Raw genomic sequence first — 13,137 nt, forward strand, 5'->3', positions numbered from 1 at the left:
CGATGGTGATCTGCACGTCGTGGATGTAGGAGCGCGACCACAGCGGCTCGAGCAGCGTGTTGCCGAAGCGCAGCGCCATGAGGTTTTGCACCATCTCCTTGCCGAGGTAGTGATCGATGCGGTAGGTCTGCTCCTCGGTGAAGATCTCGCCGACCGCGTCGTTGATCGTGCGCGACGAAGCGAGGTCGCGGCCCAGCGGTTTTTCGAGCACCACGCGGGCCGCCGGCGTCACCAGGCCTGCGCTGTGCAAGTGCCGGCAGATGGGAATGAAGAGCGACGGCGTGGTGGCGAGGTAGAACACCCTCGGCCGTTCTTCGTCATTCGACAACTCGGCGGCGAGCGCGCTGAAGTCGGCCGGCTGCGTGGCGTCGATCGCAACAAAGCGCACCTGAGCCAGCAGCCGCTGCCACACCGCCTCGTCGAAGTCGGCTTCGCCGATGTGCCGGGGCACCTGCTCGGTGAGCATCGCGCGGTACTCGTCCACGCTGAGCGGCTGGCGCGCTGCACCGATGATCGTGGCGCCGGCCAGGCCCCCGTCGCGCACGCCATAGAACAGTGCAGGCAGCAGCTTGCGCATTGCCAGGTCGCCGGTGCCGCCGAACAGCACCAGGTCGAACCGATCGTTGTTCGCGTTCTCGCGCATTCCTCGAAACCCTTCGTGCATGGAGCCGAATCCGCGCGGTCGCGCCGGGCCGTCGGCCGTGGCGTCAATGTAGCAACAAGGGGATCGCGCACAGTGCGCAGGGGCGCGACGAGCGCCCACTACACTGAATCGGAACCCGGGCAGGGCGCCCGCAGGAGTCCATTCATGGCGATACACCCCGAAGTCGCCCGCGTAACAGTGCGGGTGCAGGAGCGCAGCCGCGCAGGCCGCTTGGCGTACCTGGCGCGCATGGCCGCGGCACGCGATGAAGGCCCGTCGCGGGGCCGCGTGTCGTGCACGAACCTGGCGCATGCGATGGCTGCTTCGCCCACCGACGACAAGCTTTCCATCCGCGAACAGCGCGCGCCGAACATCGCCATCGTTTCGTCCTACAACGACATGCTGTCGGCGCACCAGCCGCTCGCCACGTTTCCCGACATCATTAAACGCGCCGCGCGCGAGGCCGGTGCCACCGCGCAGTTCGCCGGCGGCGTGCCGGCCATGTGCGACGGTGTCACGCAAGGCCAACCGGGCATGGAGCTCTCGCTGTGGTCGCGCGACATCATCGCGCAGGGCACGGCAATCGCACTCAGCCACGCGGTGTTCGACGGCGCGCTCATGCTCGGCATCTGCGACAAGATCGTGCCGGGCCTGCTGATCGGCGCGCTCGCCTTCGGCCACCTGCCGGTGATCTTCGTGCCCGGCGGGCCGATGACCTCGGGCCTGCCGAACAGCGACAAGGCCAAGGTTCGCCAGTTGTTCGCGCAGGGCAAGGCCGATCGCACGCAGTTGCTGCAGGCCGAGATGGCCTCGTACCACGGCCCCGGCACCTGCACCTTCTACGGCACCGCGAACAGCAACCAGATGCTGATGGAAGTGATGGGCCTGCACCTGCCGGGCGCGGCCTTCGTCAACCCCGGAACAAAGCTGCGCGATGCGCTCACGGCCGAGGCCGCGCGCCGCGTCGTCGCACTCACCGCGCTGGGCCGCGAGTACACCCCTATCGGCGAGATCGTCGATGAGCGCGCCATCGTCAACGCCATCGTCGGCCTGCTCGCCACCGGCGGCTCGACCAACCACACCCTGCACCTCGTGGCCATCGCGCGCATGGCGGGCATCACCATCGACTGGACCGATTTCGACGAGCTCTCCGCCGTGACGCCGCTGCTCACGCGCATGTACCCCAACGGCCAAGCCGACGTGAACCACTTCCACGCTGCCGGCGGCATGGGCCTGCTGATCCGCGAACTGCTCGACGCCGGCCTGCTGCACGAAGACGTGCGCACAGTCGCAGGCGAGGGTCTGCGTGCTTACGCGAACGAGCCCTGGCTCGGCGACGCAGACGGCGAAGCGGACGGAAACGAAAAAGGAAACGGCCGCGTGAACGGCGGTGCGCGCGTCGCATGGCGGCCCGCGCCGGCCGCGTCCGGCGATACCGGCGTGCTGCGCACGGCCGCCGATCCCTTCGACGCGCATGCCGGCGTGCGGCTGCTGCGGGGCAATCTCGGCCGCGCGATCTTCAAGGCCTCGGCGGTGAAGCCCGAGCATCGCGTCGTCACCGCGCCGGTGCGCGTGTTCGACGGTCAGATGCAGATGCTCGCCGCCTTCAAGGCGGGCGAGCTGGCGCGCGATGTGATCGTGGTCGTTCGCTTTCAGGGGCCGCGCGCCAACGGCATGCCCGAGCTGCACATGCTCACGCCGAGCCTGGCCGTTCTGCAGGACCAGGGGCACAAGGTGGCGCTGGTCACGGACGGGCGCATGTCGGGTGCCTCGGGCAAGGTGCCGGCCGCCATCCATGTCTCCCCCGAAGCGGTGGCCGGGGGCCTGCTCGGCAAACTGCGAGACGGGGACGTCGTGCGGCTGGACGGCGAGGCCGGCGTGCTGGAAGCGCTGGTCGATGCCGCCGAGTGGGCGCGGCGCGAGCCGGCGCTTGCGGTATCCGGCATCAGCGGGCACGGCTACGGCCGTGAGCTCTTCGCCAGCCACCGTCGTTCGGCGGCCGTTGCGGAAGAGGGCGCGGTAAGCTGGGCTTGACTTCAAAGGACAAGCTGCATGACCCTCGACGACATCCTCGACGCCGGCCCTGTGATCCCGGTCATCGTGATCGAACGGCCCGAAGACGCCGAGCCGCTCGCACGCGCCTTGGTGCGCGGTGGCCTGCGCGTGCTCGAGGTCACCTTGCGCACCCCCGCCGCGCTGGACGCGATTCGCGCGATGTGCGCCGTCGAAGGCGCCATCGTCGGCGCGGGCACGGTGCTCGGCCAGGAACAGTACGACGCCGCCATCGATGCGGGCGCGAAGTTCGTCGTTTCGCCGGGCCTGACCGATGCCCTGGCCGCATTCGCCAAGGCGCGCAAGGTGCCGCTGCTGCCCGGCATCGCCACGGCCAGCGAAGTCATGCGTGCGCGTGACGCCGGCTTCACGCGGCTGAAGTTTTTCCCGGCCGAATCGAGCGGTGGCGTTGCCACGCTCAAGAGCTTTGCGAGCGTGTTCCCCGACGTGCGCTTCTGCCCCACCGGCGGCATCAGCTCCGACAGTGCCACCGCCTACTTGCGGCTCGCCAACGTCGCCTGCGTCGGCGGCTCGTGGCCGATGCCGCCGGAGGCCATCGCCACGCGCGACTGGGGCCGCATTGAGCGGCTGGCCGCGGCGACGGCGGCGCTGCGGCGGGCGGCGGCTTGAGATCTGCCCGCAAGTCCTGCCGGCATTGAACAAGGAACATTCCATGTCGAACCCAGTGCGGCGGTTCTTTGCCTGCCTTGCCGAAAACAATGTAAGCGCAGCCTTGGCGCTGGTCAGCGACGATGCCGTGTTCGAAGCGCAAGGGCCGGACTCGATACCGATCTACGGCAGGTTCGAGGGCGAGGACGGCGTGAGGCGGTTCCTGGCAATCCTTGCGGAGATGTTCGAGACGCAAGCCTTCGAGATTCGCCAATGGAGCGCCACGGACGATTTCGTTTTCGCCTACGGCTACATGCAGCGCCGTGTCCGCAGCACGGGGCGCATCTTTGAGTGCGAGTGGGCGTTGGTGTGCCGGGTGGCCGAGGGGCGCATCAAGTCGTACAAGATGTTCGAGGACACGGCCGCATTGCACGCAGCGTGTGCCGCTGCAGCAACCTGACCTCTTCGAGCACGGGCTCCACCGGCCCGCATGTAACGGGCCGTTCGGCGAGTGCAGCCAGGGTCGGCATACCGTTGCGCTTCTACGCGGGCACCACCGCCGTGGCTTCGATCTCGAACAGCATGCCGTCCAGCGCCAGCCGCGGCACCGGGATCAGCGTGCAGGCGGGCTTGGGCGCGTCGCCCCATAGGCGATCGAGTTCGGCACCGAAGACGTGCAGCCGTTCTTCGGTGTGATTCACCACCAGGGCCAGGAGCCGTGCGACATGTTGCGGGCCGGCACCTGCCGCCTGCAGTGCAATGTTCATGTTGCCCAGCGCCTGCCTCACCTGGCCCTGAAACCCGCTCGGCAGCGTCCCGTCTTCGTTCTCGCCGCCCTGTCCGGCGACCAGCACGAGCCGGGTGCCAAGCGCTGCGACGGCCAGGTGCGAATAGCCGTTGGGCGTGGGGTCGTAGAGGCCCGGCGGGTTGATGAGCTCGATCGTCTTCATCATGCGTTCTCCTCGATCGGCACCAAATGCCGGGTGGCCCGTAAGTCGGCCATCCGGTCCACCAGAGCATCGACCGCGACCTCGGCGCGGCGCAGCGATGCCGCGAGCGCTTCGCCGCCGAACTCGTCGTATTCCGCCGCAGCCTCGAAGACCTCGGTGATGCCGATGTAGCCGAAGACCGAGCGCACGCTGGCCTCGGTGTGGTTGAGGTGGGCGATGCGCTCGCCGGCGCCATAGCCGTGATCGCCGCGTGCGCCGAGCAGCACGAGGCGCTTGCCGGCGCCTGCGAGCATCGGCCAGTACGGCACCTCGCCGCGCGAGCGGTCGAAACCGAAGGTGCGGCCCACGCGCACGATGTTGTCGATCCAGGCCTTGAACTGCGCCGGCACGCTGAAGTTGTACATCGGCAGGCCCACCACGATCACGTCGGCTGCGACGAGCTGATCCACGAGCCGGTCGCTCTCAGTCAGTACGTCGTGCATCCACGGCTCGCGCACTGCGGGTGCGGTGAACGCGGCGTGAATCCAGGGGCCGGTGACGTGCGCGGGCGGTTGCTGCCCGACGTCGAGAGGGTCGATGCGGTCTTGCGGATGCAAGGACCGCCACCGTTCGACGAAGCGCGCCGACAGCCGGCGCGTGTGCGAGCCATGGGGGTCGATGTCGGAGCGGCCCGGCCGGGCGCTGGCGTCGATGTGCAGGAGGGTGGTCATGAAAGGCGGCTTTCGTTCGTGTCGATGGATGAGGCGGAGTGCGTATGTCGTACGCTGCGGGTTCGGCGTCGACTCGGATCAAATCTAGAGGGACGACAGCGCCTGGACAAACGATGATTTCTCGCACATGGATGAACTGAATTCACCTGAACGACGGCCGCGACGGATGCCCTCCCTGTCGTCGCTGCGCGCCTTCGAGGCGGCCGCGGCGCACCTGAGCTTTCAACGCGCGGCCAGCGAACTCGCGGTCACGCCCACCGCCATCAGCCATCAGGTGCGCGGTCTGGAAAGCGCGCTCGGCCAGCCGCTGTTTCGCCGCCTCGTGCGCCGACTCGCCCTCACGCCCGCCGGGCTGCGCCTGTTCCACGCGGTGCGCGAAGGCTTCGACACGATCGAAGCCGGCGTGATCGCGCTGCGCGCGCCGGCTGCCGCCGACACGGTCACGCTCACGACGAACACCGCCTTCGCCGCGCGGTGGGTGCTGCCGCGCATGGCGGCCTTTCGCGCCGCGTGTCCCGGCATCGAACTGCGGCTTCACGCGAGCGAGTCGGTGGCCGATTTAGTGCGCGGCGATGCCGATCTCGCCATCCGTTCCGGCAGCGGTCCCTGGCCGGGTCTCACGACGGCCGAGCTGATGCCCGAGCGTTACGCGCCGGTCTGCAGCCCGCTGCTGGGCTTGAAGTGGGTGCGGGACCTGCCGAAGCACCGCCTGATCCACTTCGACTGGCAGCCGCAGGCGCGCGCGCCTGCGCTGTGGTCGCGCTGGTTCGAAGAAGCGGGGCTCGCGGCGCCCAAAGCACGCACGACGGCTCGAACGCCCGGCATCTCGTTCTCCGACGAATCGCACGCAATGCTCGCCACGCTCGCAGGCCATGGCGTGGCGCTGTTGAGCCTCACGCTCACCGCGCAGGAACTGCGCAGCGGCGCCTTGTTGCAGCCCTTCGGGCCCGTGCTCGACACCGGCAGCTACTTCCTTGCAACCGCCGCTGGGCGCGAACGCGAGCCGGCGATTCGCGCGGTGTGGCAATGGGTCATGGCCCAGGCCGCGCAAGACCTCACAGATCGAAGCGCAGCTCCGGGTGGAAGGTCCGCTGCGGGCACGGGTGCAAAGCCCAGCAACTCTCGCCGGTGAGGTTGTCGATGCCCACGCTGGCGCGCCATTGCCGGTCGATGCGCCACTGCAGGCGCAGGTCGGCCACGAAGTAGCGGCTGAAGCCCTGGCAGGCGAAGCCATTGGTGTCGCCGTGCCGCGCAGGCTTCTGTTGCCCAGCGCGCGTTCGGCGCTCAGCTCTGTGGTGACCGAGCGACGCATCCTTCACGCTTACCGCGGTTTGTTTGCAGAATCCACCAGCGCGCTGCATGCACTCTGCACACCCTCATGCGGAGGCGATTGCGCTTGCAACCCAGGAGAAACACATGCACCCAGTTGGTTTCGTTTCGCAAGGCAGCGTCGGCGTGGCGCCGCCGATCCGTGTCGTCAAGGCGCTTGCCGACCACCTCCGCCGGATGGCGGCGCTCGTGCTGGCCGCAGCGCTGCTTGCTGCCGGCACGTCCCGCGCCGCTGACGAAATGCGCAGCGTCGAGGGACTGGCGACGCCCGAATCGGTGGTCGTCGGAGCCGATGGCCGGCTCTACGTGTCGGAGATCGGCGGCTTCGGCAAGGACGGCGACGGCCGCATCGTGGTCATCGACGCGGCCGGCAAGACAGTGAAGCCTTTTGCCACCGGGCTGGACGATCCCAAAGGCCTGGTGATCTCGCGAGACGTGCTCTTCGTGGCCGACAAGACGCGGGTCATGAAGATCGATGCCAGCGGGCAGGTTTCGGTGCTGGCGGACGCGAAGGATTTCCCGCAGCCGCCGCTGTTTCTCAACGACCTCGCCCTAGATGCCCGGGGCGACCTCTACGTGTCTGACACCGGCGATGCGGAGAAAGGCAGCAAGGGCGCGATTTTCCGCATCACCCCGCAGGGCAAGGTCTCCCTGCTGATTTCCGAAGCGCAGAACCCCTTGTTCAAGAACCCGAACGGGTTGCTGTTCGAGCCCTCGGGCAGTTTGCTGGTCGCGGACTTCTTCAGCGGCGATCTGTTGCGGCTGGACACCGCAACCAAGAAAACCGAAAAGCTCGCCGGCGGCTTCGGCGGTGGCGACGGCCTGGCGCTCGATGCGGCGGGCATGCTCTACATCACCGACTGGAAGGGCGGCCGCGCCTGGAAGCTCGATCTTCGAAAGCCGGGCGCCGAGCCGCAGCAGTACGACCGCAAGTTCGAGGCGGCGGCCGATATTGCGCTCTCGACGGACGGCAAGTTCGTGCTGCTGCCCGACATGAAGGCCGGTGCGCTGTACTGGCTGCCCAAGTGATCGCCCGTATTCGGAGCGCAGAGGGGCATCGCGAAGCCTGACGCGGGCGACAGCTTTGACGGGTCGGCGCAGGTGCGCTGCTTGCTGTGAGTTCCGGGATCACTCCCAACGACCCGGAACATGAAAATCGCTCAGGTGGCACCCTTGTTCGAGAGCGTTCCACCCCGGGCTTATGGGGGTACCGAAAGGGTGGTGGCCTACCTGACCGACGCACTGGTCGATCTGGGGCACGAGGTGACCCTGTTCGCCAGCGGCGATTCGGCCACGAAAGCGCGCCTCGTGCCGGTGGTCCAGCGCGGCCTGCGGCTCGACGGCCGGCAAGCCGACTGGCTGGCCTGGCACACCATGCTGCTCGACCGCGTGTTCACCGCCGCCGACCGCTTCGATGCGATCCACTTCCACGTCGACTTCCTGCATTTCCCGCTGGTGCGCCATTGCCGCACGCCTTGCGTGACCACCCTGCACGGGCGCCTCGATCTACCCGAGCTGACGCCGCTGTACCGCCATTTCGATGAACAGCCGCTCGTGTCCATCTCGGACAGCCAGCGCAGGCCGGTGCCGTGGGCGAACTGGCGTGCGACCGTGCACCACGGCCTTCCGGAGCCGTTGCTCGCTTTTACGCCCGAGCCGGGGCCGAACAGCTACTTCGCTTTCTTGGGCCGCATCTCGCCGGAGAAGCGGGTCGACCGCGCGATCGAGATCGCCATTGCCTGCGGCGTGCCGCTGCGCATCGCCGCTAAGGTCGATGCCGTGGACCGCGCCTACTTCGAGTCGCAGATCAAGCCGCTGCTGGACCACCCCCTGATCGAGTTCATCGGCGAGATCGATGAAGAGCACAAGAGCGGGTTCCTTGGTCACGCCCGCGCGCTGCTGTTTCCGATCGACTGGCCCGAGCCCTTCGGCATCGTGATGATCGAGGCCTTCGCCTGCGGCACGCCGGTGGTGGCCTACGCCGGCGGCTCGGTCGAAGAAGTGATGGAGCACGGCGTGAGCGGCTTCATTGTCAACAACCAGAAGGAGGCGATCGCCGCGGCGTGCAACATCGCCAGCATCGACCGGCGCCGCTGTCGCCGGGTGTTCGAGCGCCGCTACACGGCGCGCACCATGGCCGAGCGCTATGTCGATGTCTACCGGAGACTCGCAGCATGACGGAGAAGATCCAGATCGGCGACAAGTGGTATGTGGCGGCCACCGCGGCGCGCGCGGGAGACAGCCCGCAGGTGCTCAAGCAGGACGAAACTTTCGCCCTCTTCGACCAGTTCGGCGACATTCCGCTGCTCGGCAGCGGCGAGCACGGTCTGTACCACGAGGACACGCGCTATCTCTCGCGCTTCGAGCTGCTGATCGACGGCGCGCACCCGCTGTGCCTGGGCACCTCGGTGAAGGAGGCCAACAGCCTGTTGACGGTGGACCTGATGAACCCGGACTCCGCCACCGTGGCCAAGGGCACGCTGCACATCTTTCGCGCCAAGCTGCTGTGGCGCGGCGCCTGCTACGAGCACATCCGCGTCGTCAACCACGGCGAGGACGATGTCGCCACCACGCTGAAGCTTCACTTCGAGGCCGACTTCGTCGATCTCTTCGAGGTGCGCGGCATGCAGCGCGCGCGCCGCGGCGAGCGACTGCCGGCGAGCGTGAGCCAGGCGCAGGTGCTGCTGCCCTACCGCGGCCTGGACGACCAACTCCGCCACACCTATCTGCAGTTCGATCCCCTGCCCGCGCGGCTCGGCCCGCAAGAGGCCGAGTTCGAGTTGCACCTTGCGCCGGACGACGAGCGCCACCTCTACTGCACCGTGCGTTGCGAAGCCCGACCGGGCGAAGCCGCCGCGCCGCCCGTGGCCCACTACGACAGTGCGTTCGTCAACACCAAGGCCGAGCGCCGGGCCTTGCGCGAGCACCGCTGCACCATCGAGACCTCGAACCCGCTGGTCAACCTGTGGCTCGAGCGCTCCGTGGCCGACCTGGCGATGCTGACAACCCAGCTGCCCACCGGGCCGTATCCCTACGCCGGCGTGCCCTGGTACTCCACCACCTTCGGGCGCGACGGCATCCTCACTGCGCGGGAGATGCTGTGGCTCGACCCCTCGCTCGCGCGCGGCGTGCTGAGCTTTTTGGCCGACACGCAGGCGCAATCGCAAGACGCCGAGCGCGACGCCGAGCCGGGCAAGATCCTCCACGAGGCCCGGCGTAGCGAGATGGCCGCCACGCGCGAGATCCCGTTCGGCCGCTACTACGGCACCGTGGATGCAACGCCGCTGTTCGTGGGCCTTGCCGGTGCCTATTACCGGCGCACCGGCGATCTCGAATTCGTGCGCAGCATCTGGCCGAACGTGCTGGCCGCGCTGCAGTGGATCGACCAACAGGGCGATGCCGACGGCGACGGATTCGTCGAGTACCAGCGTCACAGCCAGGAAGGGCTGGTGCAGCAGGGCTGGAAGGATTCGCAGGATTCGATCTTCCACGCCGACGGGCGCATGGCCGAGGCGCCGATCGCACTCGCCGAGGTGCAGGGCTACGTGTTCGAAGCCAAGCTGCTCGCCGCCGAACTGGCGCAGGCGCTCGGCGACACCTCGCTGGCCCAGCGGCTGCGCGATGACGCGAAGCAGCTTCAGCAACGCTTCGTGCAAGCTTTCTGGTGCGAGGAGATCGACACCTACGCCATCGCGCTCGACGGCGACAAGCGCCGCTGCGCGGTGCGCAGCTCCAACGCCGGCCATGCGTTGTGGAGCGGCATCGCCGCACCCGAGCATGCGGCGCGCATCGCCGAGGGCATGCTGAGCGAGCGCTTCTTCAACGGCTGGGGCATCCGCACCGTGGCCCGCGGCGAGCCGCGCTACAACCCCATGGCGTATCACAACGGCTCGATCTGGCCGCACGACAACGCCCTCATCGCCGCCGGCATGGCGCGCTACGGCCACACGACTCAAGCCATGCAGGTGCTCACGGGCTTGTTCGAGGCGAGCATGCATTTCGACCAGAACCGCCTGCCGGAACTGTTCTGCGGTTTCCCGCGCCGCGAGTCGGAAGGCCCTGTGCTCTACCCGGTGGCCTGCTCGCCGCAAGCCTGGGCGGCGGCGGCCCTGTTCAGCTTGCTGCAGTCCTGCCTGGGGCTGGACGTCGATGCCGTGCGCGGCAAGGTGTCGCTGCACGCGCCGCGCTTGCCGCCGTTCATCGACTGGGTGCGGGTGCACCGCCTGCAGGTTGGCGACAGCAACGTCGATCTGCTCATGCAGCGCTATGCCAACAACGTCGGCGTGGAGGCGACGCGCAAGGTCGGCAATGTGGAAGTCACGGTCGTGATCTGACCGGGTTGCGAGCGGCGGCCGAAAGGCCCTGATTCAAAGCCCACCCGGGCCGCTGCGACATCGTGTTGCGGCCGGCGCGGCCGGGGGTTGTACCCTTTGGGGTCGCACTCACGCCAATCCACACAAGAAATGTTCGGAAAATCCAAACCCGTCGTCTTTGAACCCTATGGCCGTCGACGACGCCAGGGGCTGCCCGGCTGGCTCATGCTGCTGCTTGCCGGCATCGCCGTGGGCGCCGGCGGCGTTCTGTATGTGCAGGCAAGCCATCTGCCTCCGCGCCTGTCAGCCAGCGACTCGGTGCAGTTGCGCCAGTCCTTCGACCAGGCCGAAGGCGAGCGCCAGCGCCTGGCGGCGGAACTGGCCGAAACCCGCAAGCAGCTCGAAGCCTCGCTCGCGGAAAAGCGCAGCCTGAGCGACGAGCTGACCGCCACCCGCACGACCACCGAGAACCTGCGCGAAGACGTCGCCTCCGTGGTCGCGGCTCTGCCCCCCGACCCGCGCGGTGGAGCGGTGGAGGTGCGCGCGGCGAATCTCAGCGTGGAGGGTGGAGCCCTTGCGTATCACGTGGTGCTCTCGCGCGACCGGGAAACGGGCAAGCCCTTGACGGGCGTGATGCAGTTCGTCGTGGCCGGTCAGTCCGCGCGCGGCACGCCGACCTCCGTGCCCTTGAAGCCCATCCCCATTTCAGTCGGTAGCCACGAGAGCCTGCGCGGCAGCCTGCCGCTGCCGGAGGGCTTCGATCCCCGGCAGGCGACGATCAACGTGCTCGACCGCGTGGACGGCAACCGCCTGGGCATGCGGGTGATGTACGTGAAGTGAGTTTTCGTCGGTCGCTATGAAACCGCAGCGAGCCGCTCCACCGGCAGCCGTGCGCCAGCGTCAGACCTTGCGACGTTTACAAGCCAAACGCCTGTAACGCCCGCAAGAGCGCCGCCTCCCAGCCCCGCCCAGGCCAGCTTCCAACCTGCATCGACGCTCGTCTCGGCCGGCGCCATGAAGAGCGTGATGGCAACGCCGAAAAGAGCACACATGAAGACGACGACAGCGGCAAGCACGACGGTCTTCACGTGAAAGACTCTTTCGCCGGGCAATTGAAATACATGAAGTTGTCTGCGCCGCCGGCCTTGACGACATCCTCGACGAAAGCGACGCAGTGTTCGGGATGACCGCCCACAGCCATGGCTTCGACAGCCGTTCGTCCAGTCGCGCCTGAGCGGCCTTCGGCTTCTTGATGTGGATCATCATGCGTGTCAGCACGGCTTTGCCGGTCTCTTTCAGGTAGCGCTCGAAACCATGCACACGTTCAAGTAGTCCCCGTGGTAAGCCATTCGTACCTCCTGTACGCTGCTGCTCGAGTGGTCGATGAACCTACATCTTCGAAGCGCTGGCCAGCTGTGTCTTGATAGGGATAGAGCATTCGCCTGACGTTGGGGTGAGCCGTTTCGTCAGAGCGCACAGGGTCAGATCGCCTCTGTGAGCCGTCCTTGATAAGCGGCGCTTTTGGGAAGTCGTTGTTCAATCGGAGGTGTCATGGCCTGGGTCGTACTCGTGCTGGCGGGTTTGTTCGAGATCGGCTGGGCCATCGGCCTGAAGTACACCGAGGGCTTCACGCGGCTGTGGCCGACCGTGGGGACGATCGCCGCCATGATCGTGAGCCTCGGGCTGCTCGGCATCGCGATGAAGTCGCTGCCGGTCGGCACGGCCTACGCCGTGTGGGTGGGTGTGGGCGCGGTCGGCACGGCCATTCTGGGCATCGTGCTGTTCGGTGAATCGGCGAATGCGGGCCGCCTCGTCAGCCTGGTGCTGATCATGCTGGGCATCGTGGGGCTGAAGCTCGCATCGCCGACCTGATCTGCGAGAACGCCGTCCTCAGTAGGCGATGCTGCCCGAGAGCGCGATCTCGCCTTCACCGACGACGACGCGGCTGATGTCTTCGGTGCCTTGGAGGCTGCCGCCGCCGGTGGCCCCGGCGAAGCGCCCGCTGCCTCCCGTGATGACGAAGTGGCCGGCCACGGCATGGGGCCCGTTGGGCTGGGGCGTCAGCGTGCCGGAATAAACGGCGAACACCCGGTCGCCGTTTGAGGCGGTGAACACCAGGCCGTCGGGTCCGGTGCTGCTTGCGAACTGGTAGGCCGTCGGGCCGTTGGGATCGAACATACCCAGCGGATTGATGCAGTCCTGCGATGTTGCGCGCACCTTGCCCATGGGCGTTGCCTGACCGACGCCGCTGATCAGGCCAATGGCAAAACAGGGTGCGGCGCCGGTAAAGCCGACGCTTTCCGTGATCTTCAAAGTGGCCTTGAAGGGCCGGTCCTTGGGCCCTGCCTGGGCGGAGGCCGCAAACAATGCGGCGACAGCAAGGCACAGGGCGGGCAGGGAAGTAGCTTGGCGGGAACGGCGGATCATGTGGATCTCTTTCGAAGTGGCGGGGGTCAACGGCGATTTCGCGCGCCTATAGCAAGCGCGGTGCCCGTGCCATGCAGGGCTCCCACTTCGAGATCGGCCCTTCG

13 protein-coding genes and 1 pseudogene are annotated in these 13,137 nt (G+C 67.5%); 9 read left to right on the forward strand and 5 right to left on the reverse strand.

Annotated features, from left to right (window positions below; genetic code table 11):
• A pseudogene (locus H0W40_RS07800) lies at window positions 1-643 on the reverse strand (glucose-6-phosphate dehydrogenase); the annotation flags it as partial.
• A 165-nt stretch (window positions 644-808) separates the two neighbouring features.
• On the opposite strand from H0W40_RS07800, the gene edd reads away from it, so the two are divergent.
• The 3 genes from edd to H0W40_RS07815 are packed head-to-tail and all read left to right on the forward strand — an operon-like array spanning window position 809 to window position 3,764.
• Window positions 809-2,677: a phosphogluconate dehydratase gene (edd, locus tag H0W40_RS07805; RefSeq protein WP_292445029.1), complete on the forward strand. Its 1,869-nt coding sequence runs from the start codon at window positions 809-811 to the stop codon at window positions 2,675-2,677.
• Between the two features lie 18 nt (window positions 2,678-2,695).
• Window positions 2,696-3,325, forward strand: a complete 630-nt coding sequence (gene eda, locus H0W40_RS07810) for a bifunctional 4-hydroxy-2-oxoglutarate aldolase/2-dehydro-3-deoxy-phosphogluconate aldolase (protein WP_292445032.1) — start codon at window positions 2,696-2,698, stop codon at window positions 3,323-3,325.
• Window positions 3,326-3,368: 43 nt separating this feature from the next.
• Window positions 3,369-3,764: a nuclear transport factor 2 family protein gene (locus H0W40_RS07815; RefSeq protein ID WP_292445033.1), complete on the forward strand. Its 396-nt coding sequence runs from the start codon at window positions 3,369-3,371 to the stop codon at window positions 3,762-3,764.
• A gap of 82 nt (window positions 3,765-3,846) precedes the next feature.
• On the opposite strand, the gene H0W40_RS07820 is transcribed toward H0W40_RS07815, so the two are convergent.
• Both H0W40_RS07820 and H0W40_RS07825 read right to left on the reverse strand, forming a co-directional pair.
• A complete protein-coding gene (locus H0W40_RS07820) occupies window positions 3,847-4,257 on the reverse strand; it encodes a RidA family protein (RefSeq protein ID WP_292445035.1) in 411 nt (136 codons plus the stop codon).
• Complete coding sequence (locus tag H0W40_RS07825) at window positions 4,254-4,964, reverse strand: NAD(P)H-dependent oxidoreductase (RefSeq protein ID WP_292445038.1); 711 nt, start codon at window positions 4,962-4,964, stop codon at window positions 4,254-4,256. Before H0W40_RS07825 ends, H0W40_RS07820 begins: the two co-directional genes overlap by 4 nt.
• A gap of 166 nt (window positions 4,965-5,130) precedes the next feature.
• Between H0W40_RS07825 and H0W40_RS07830 the strand changes: the two genes are divergently transcribed.
• From H0W40_RS07830 to H0W40_RS07850, 5 genes are all read left to right on the forward strand, one after another.
• Complete coding sequence (locus tag H0W40_RS07830; protein ID WP_292445040.1) at window positions 5,131-6,096, forward strand: LysR substrate-binding domain-containing protein; 966 nt, start codon at window positions 5,131-5,133, stop codon at window positions 6,094-6,096.
• A gap of 284 nt (window positions 6,097-6,380) precedes the next feature.
• Window positions 6,381-7,322: an SMP-30/gluconolactonase/LRE family protein gene (locus H0W40_RS07835; protein WP_292445042.1), complete on the forward strand. Its 942-nt coding sequence runs from the start codon at window positions 6,381-6,383 to the stop codon at window positions 7,320-7,322.
• 120 nt (window positions 7,323-7,442) lie between these two features.
• The gene (locus H0W40_RS07840; RefSeq protein WP_292445044.1) at window positions 7,443-8,471 is read left to right on the forward strand and encodes a glycosyltransferase family 4 protein; all 1,029 of its coding nucleotides are present in this window, start codon (window positions 7,443-7,445) and stop codon (window positions 8,469-8,471) included.
• Window positions 8,468-10,627: an amylo-alpha-1,6-glucosidase gene (locus tag H0W40_RS07845; RefSeq protein WP_292445046.1), complete on the forward strand. Its 2,160-nt coding sequence runs from the start codon at window positions 8,468-8,470 to the stop codon at window positions 10,625-10,627. Before H0W40_RS07840 ends, H0W40_RS07845 begins: the two co-directional genes overlap by 4 nt.
• 204 nt (window positions 10,628-10,831) lie before the next feature.
• Window positions 10,832-11,446, forward strand: a complete 615-nt coding sequence (locus H0W40_RS07850; protein ID WP_292445048.1) for a hypothetical protein — start codon at window positions 10,832-10,834, stop codon at window positions 11,444-11,446.
• Between the two features lie 14 nt (window positions 11,447-11,460).
• Here H0W40_RS07850 and H0W40_RS07855 read toward each other — a convergent pair whose 3' ends face one another.
• The gene (locus H0W40_RS07855; RefSeq protein ID WP_292445050.1) at window positions 11,461-11,694 is read right to left on the reverse strand and encodes a hypothetical protein; all 234 of its coding nucleotides are present in this window, start codon (window positions 11,692-11,694) and stop codon (window positions 11,461-11,463) included.
• 463 nt (window positions 11,695-12,157) lie between these two features.
• Between H0W40_RS07855 and sugE the strand changes: the two genes are divergently transcribed.
• The gene (gene sugE / locus H0W40_RS07860; protein WP_292445052.1) at window positions 12,158-12,478 is read left to right on the forward strand and encodes a quaternary ammonium compound efflux SMR transporter SugE; all 321 of its coding nucleotides are present in this window, start codon (window positions 12,158-12,160) and stop codon (window positions 12,476-12,478) included.
• Window positions 12,479-12,496: 18 nt separating this feature from the next.
• Here sugE and H0W40_RS07865 read toward each other — a convergent pair whose 3' ends face one another.
• The gene (locus tag H0W40_RS07865; RefSeq protein WP_292445053.1) at window positions 12,497-13,033 is read right to left on the reverse strand and encodes a hypothetical protein; all 537 of its coding nucleotides are present in this window, start codon (window positions 13,031-13,033) and stop codon (window positions 12,497-12,499) included.
• Between the last annotated feature and the right edge of the window lie 104 nt (window positions 13,034-13,137).

It is taken from the genome of Methylibium sp. (genome assembly GCF_013817345.1).
Lineage (GTDB): Bacteria > Pseudomonadota > Gammaproteobacteria > Burkholderiales > Burkholderiaceae_C > Methylibium.

Bases quoted from the DNA above. Each gene is read 5' to 3' on its own strand.
- H0W40_RS07840 (WP_292445044.1), top strand. From the start codon at position 7,443: ATGAAAATCGCTCAGGTGGCACCCTTGTTCGAGAGCGTTCCACCCCGG.
- H0W40_RS07865 (WP_292445053.1), bottom strand. From the start codon at position 13,033: ATGATCCGCCGTTCCCGCCAAGCTACTTCCCTGCCCGCCCTGTGCCTT.
- H0W40_RS07850 (WP_292445048.1), top strand. From the start codon at position 10,832: ATGCTGCTGCTTGCCGGCATCGCCGTGGGCGCCGGCGGCGTTCTGTAT.
- H0W40_RS07820 (WP_292445035.1), bottom strand. From the start codon at position 4,257: ATGATGAAGACGATCGAGCTCATCAACCCGCCGGGCCTCTACGACCCC.
- H0W40_RS07830 (WP_292445040.1), top strand. From the start codon at position 5,131: ATGCCCTCCCTGTCGTCGCTGCGCGCCTTCGAGGCGGCCGCGGCGCAC.
- eda (WP_292445032.1), top strand. From the start codon at position 2,696: ATGACCCTCGACGACATCCTCGACGCCGGCCCTGTGATCCCGGTCATC.
- edd (WP_292445029.1), top strand. From the start codon at position 809: ATGGCGATACACCCCGAAGTCGCCCGCGTAACAGTGCGGGTGCAGGAG.
- sugE (WP_292445052.1), top strand. From the start codon at position 12,158: ATGGCCTGGGTCGTACTCGTGCTGGCGGGTTTGTTCGAGATCGGCTGG.
- H0W40_RS07845 (WP_292445046.1), top strand. From the start codon at position 8,468: ATGACGGAGAAGATCCAGATCGGCGACAAGTGGTATGTGGCGGCCACC.
- H0W40_RS07815 (WP_292445033.1), top strand. From the start codon at position 3,369: ATGTCGAACCCAGTGCGGCGGTTCTTTGCCTGCCTTGCCGAAAACAAT.
- H0W40_RS07835 (WP_292445042.1), top strand. From the start codon at position 6,381: ATGCACCCAGTTGGTTTCGTTTCGCAAGGCAGCGTCGGCGTGGCGCCG.
- H0W40_RS07825 (WP_292445038.1), bottom strand. From the start codon at position 4,964: ATGACCACCCTCCTGCACATCGACGCCAGCGCCCGGCCGGGCCGCTCC.